We start from the raw sequence: 3,852 nt of genomic DNA, 5'->3' as shown, positions 1-3,852 counted from the left end.
CGCCCACCCCGATCGCGCGCCACAGCCGCTCGTGCCGCCCCACCGCCAGCGACGCCAGCCCGACCGCCACCATCGCCAGCAGCGCCGCCGTCCAGCCGCGCGGATCGGGCAGCACGTACCAGGCGGTCACGCCACCGCCCAGCGCAACCGGCAACCACAGCGGCAACTGATCGCGCTCCGCCTCCAGCCAGCGCTCGATCGCGACCCCCGCCCGCCCGAATTGCGGCGGCCGGAGGCGCATGCTAGCAGCCGGCAGGGCGATCGTCGCCATCCTCAGCAGTTTGGGAGCAGTCGCGCGTGAGCGCCAGCCCTGTTGTCACCCGTTTCGCGCCGTCGCCGACCGGTTTCCTCCATCTGGGCGGCGCTCGCACCGCCTTGTTCAACTGGCTCTACGCACGCCGGCATGGCGGCCGGTTCCTGCTGCGGATCGAGGACACGGACCGCGTCCGCTCCACCCAGCCCGCGATCGACGCGATCCTGTCCGGGCTGCGCTGGCTCGGGCTCGACTGGGACGGCGAGGCGGTGTTCCAGTTCGAGCGCGCCGGCCGCCATGCCGCCGTGGCGGCGCAGATGATCGAGCGCGGCGACGCCTATCGCTGCTGGATGACGGCCGCGCAGATTGATGAACAGCGCGCGGCGGCCAAGGCCGCCAACCAGCCGCTGCGCATCCGCTCGCCCTGGCGCGAGCGTGATGATGGTCCCGCGGACCAGCCCTTCGTCGTCCGGCTCAAGGCGCCGCGTGAGGGCGCGACCACGATCGACGACCAGGTGCAGGGCCCGGTGACGGTGCAGCATGCCGAGCTGGACGACCTCGTCCTGCTCCGCTCCGACGGCACGCCCACCTACATGCTCGCCGTGGTGGTGGACGATCAGGACATGGGCGTCACCCACGTCATTCGCGGTGACGACCACCTCAACAACGCGTTCCGCCAGCTGCCGATCATCCGCGCGATGGACTGGCCCGAGCCGGTCTATGCGCATGTCCCGATGATCCACGGCGCCGATGGCGGCAAGCTGTCCAAGCGTCACGGCGCGGTCGGCGTCGAGGCCTATCGCGACGAACTGGGCATCCTGCCCGAGGCGCTCGACAACTACCTGCTGCGACTCGGCTGGGGGCATGGCGACGCGGAGATCATCAGCCGCGCCGAGGCGACGCAATGGTTCGATCTCGCCGCCGTCGGCAAGGCGCCGTCGCGCTTCGACCTCAAGAAGCTGGAGAACCTCAATGGCCATTACCTGCGCGAGGCCGGCGACGGCCGCCTCGCCGCGCTGGTGGCCGCGCGGCTGGGCATGGCGGACGATCCCGCGCTCGACCTGATCGAACGCGCGATGCCGGCGCTCAAGCCGCGCGCGGCCAATCTCGGCGAGCTGGCCGACGCCGCGCGCTTCCTGTTCGCCGAACGGCCGCTGCCGATCGAGGCCGATGCGGCGCCGCTGCTGGACGGCGATGCGCGCGGCACATTGGCCCGTGCGCACGCCGCGCTTGACGCGGTCGGGCGCTGGGATACGGAAGCGCTCGAAGCGGCGGTCAGGGCCGTGGCGCAAGTGGCCGGGCTCAAGCTCGGCGAGGTCGCCCAGCCCCTGCGCGTCGCGCTCACCGGCCGGCGGACGTCGCCCGGGATCTTCGACGTGCTCGCCCTGCTGGGTCGCGCCGAGAGCCTGGGCCGGATCGCCGATCAGATGGAGGAACCCGCCCGATGACCGACGCCGTCCGTTTAGACGATCACGACTACAAGGTCATGCAGGGCTCGGTCGGGCCCGAAGTGATCGACATCCGCAAATATTACGCGGACTCGGGCCGGTTCACCTATGATCCCGGGTTTACCTCCACCGCCTCGTGCCGGTCGACGATCACCTATATCGATGGCGACGAGGGCGTGCTGCTGCATCGTGGCTATTCGATCGGCGAACTGGCCGAATCCTCCTCCTTCATGGAGGTCGCGTACCTGCTGCTCAACGGCGAGCTGCCGTCGAAGGAGGCGTTCGACACCTTCACGACGACCATCACGCGCCACACGATGGTGCATGAGCAGCTCGCGACCTTCTTCCGCGGCTTCCGGCGCGACGCGCATCCGATGGCGATCATGTGCGGCGTCGTCGGCGCGCTATCCGCCTTCTACCACGATTCGACCGACGTTCACGATCCGGCGCAGCGCGTCATCGCGTCGCACCGGCTGATCGCCAAGATGCCGACGCTGGCGGCGATGGCGTACAAGTACAGCGTCGGGCAGCCGTTCCTCTACCCCGACAACAGCCTGTCCTACACCGGCAATTTCCTGCGCATGACCTTTGGCGTGCCGGCCGAGCCGTATGAGGTAAACCCGATCGTCGAGCGCGCGATGGACCGGATCTTTATCCTCCACGCCGATCATGAACAGAACGCGTCGACCTCGACCGTCCGGCTCGCGGGCTCGTCGGGCGCCAATCCCTTCGCCTGCATCGCGGCGGGCATCGCCTGCCTGTGGGGTCCGGCGCATGGCGGCGCGAACGAGGCGGCGCTCAACATGCTGCGCGAGATCGGGACGCCCGATCGCATCCCCGAATATATCGCGCGCGCCAAGGACAAGAACGATCCGTTCCGCCTGATGGGCTTCGGCCATCGCGTCTACAAGAACTACGATCCGCGCGCGACCGTGATGCAGCAGACGGTGCGCGAGGTGCTGGGCGCGCTGGGCGTCACCGATCCGGTGTTCGACGTGGCGCTCCAGCTGGAGGAGATCGCGCTCAAGGACGATTATTTCGCCGAGAAGAAGCTGTTCCCCAACGTCGACTTCTATTCGGGCGTGATCCTGTCGGCGATCGGCTTCCCGACCTCCATGTTCACCGCGCTGTTCGCGCTCGCCCGCACCGTCGGCTGGGTGGCGCAGTGGAACGAGATGATCACCGATCCCGACCAGAAGATCGGCCGCCCCCGCCAGCTCTACGCGGGCGCGACCGCGCGGCCCTATCTGCCCGTGGGCCAGCGCTGATGCGACCGATCCGCGCGCTCCTGCTCATCGTCGGCGTGCTCGCGACGTTGATGGGGCTGCTGTGGATCGGTCAGGGGCTGGGCTATATTCATTGGCCGGCGTCCTCCTTCATGCTCGACCAGCGGCCCTGGGCGACACGCGGCTCCGTGCTCGCGGTGATCGGGATCACGCTGATCGGCATCGGCCGCCGCCTAAACCGGTAAGCTGAGCGTGAAACGCGCCCCTTCGCCGGGCGCGCTCTCCACCGTCAGGTCGCCGTTCATCCCGCGCGCGAGCCGCCGGGCAATGTACAGGCCGAGCCCGTTGCCGCCGACCTCGCTCGGATCGACGCGCTCGAACTTGCCGAAGATGCGCGCCTGATCGGCCGGCGTGATCCCCTTGCCCCGATCCGTCACGACCAGCCGCGCCTGGTCGCGGTCACCAAACGCCTCCACCCGCACCGTCTCGCCCCTGGGCGAGTAGCGCAGCGCGTTGCCGAGCAGGTTGACCGCGATCTGCAGCGCCCGGCGATGGTCGCCTCGCGCCGGACAGGCGGCGAGCGACGCCGGCCGCTCGATCACGACGCGCATCTGCCCCGCGCGCACGCCCAGCAGCCCCGCCGCGCGGCGCGCCACCTCCGCCAGGTCGATCGGCTCGACCGCCAGCATGAAGTCTGGCCGCTCGATCGCCTGCAGATCGACCAGATCATCGACCAGCTCCAGCAGATGCCGTCCGGCATGCGCGATGTCGGCGGCGTAGTCGGCGTAATCGGGCGCGATCGGCCCGTCGGCGGCGGCGTTGATCGTGTCCGCATTGGCCACGATCCGCGCCAGCGGCCGGCGGAGCGCGCGGTCGAGCCCGGCGGTGAAGCTCGCCGGCAGCGTGTCGGCGGTCGCCGGCCCCG

4 protein-coding genes and 1 pseudogene are annotated in these 3,852 nt (G+C 69.8%); 3 read left to right on the top strand and 2 right to left on the bottom strand.

Annotated features, from left to right (window positions below):
* Window positions 1-241: pseudogene (locus HUU95_RS10490) on the bottom strand (ComEC/Rec2 family competence protein); the annotation flags it as partial.
* Between the two features lie 56 nt (window positions 242-297).
* Here HUU95_RS10490 and gltX point away from each other — a divergent pair.
* The 3 genes from gltX to HUU95_RS10475 are packed head-to-tail and all read left to right on the top strand — an operon-like array spanning window position 298 to window position 3,172.
* Complete coding sequence (gene gltX / locus HUU95_RS10485; RefSeq protein ID WP_174280063.1) at window positions 298-1,701, top strand: glutamate--tRNA ligase; 1,404 nt, start codon at window positions 298-300, stop codon at window positions 1,699-1,701.
* Window positions 1,698-2,969 (top strand): citrate synthase, encoded by a 1,272-nt coding sequence (gene gltA, locus HUU95_RS10480; protein ID WP_174280062.1) that lies wholly within the window; start codon window positions 1,698-1,700, stop codon window positions 2,967-2,969. The genes gltX and gltA overlap by 4 nt, the downstream gene beginning before the upstream one ends.
* The gene (locus HUU95_RS10475) at window positions 2,969-3,172 is read left to right on the top strand and encodes a hypothetical protein (protein WP_174280061.1); all 204 of its coding nucleotides are present in this window, start codon (window positions 2,969-2,971) and stop codon (window positions 3,170-3,172) included. The genes gltA and HUU95_RS10475 overlap by 1 nt, the downstream gene beginning before the upstream one ends.
* Here the strand turns inward: HUU95_RS10475 and HUU95_RS10470 are convergent.
* On the bottom strand, window positions 3,161-3,852 hold a 692-nt coding region (locus HUU95_RS10470; RefSeq protein WP_174280060.1), incomplete at its 5' end, for a sensor histidine kinase. The genes HUU95_RS10475 and HUU95_RS10470 overlap by 12 nt on opposite strands.

This window comes from Sphingomonas bacterium (assembly GCF_903643065.1).
GTDB lineage: Bacteria > Pseudomonadota > Alphaproteobacteria > Sphingomonadales > Sphingomonadaceae > Sphingomonas.
This window is presented reverse-complemented; position numbering and strand designations above follow the sequence as displayed.

Excerpts from the sequence above, each read along its gene's own strand:
- HUU95_RS10475 (WP_174280061.1), top strand. The coding sequence starts at position 2,969 with ATGCGACCGATCCGCGCGCTCCTGCTCATCGTCGGCGTGCTCGCGACG.
- gltA (WP_174280062.1), top strand. The coding sequence starts at position 1,698 with ATGACCGACGCCGTCCGTTTAGACGATCACGACTACAAGGTCATGCAG.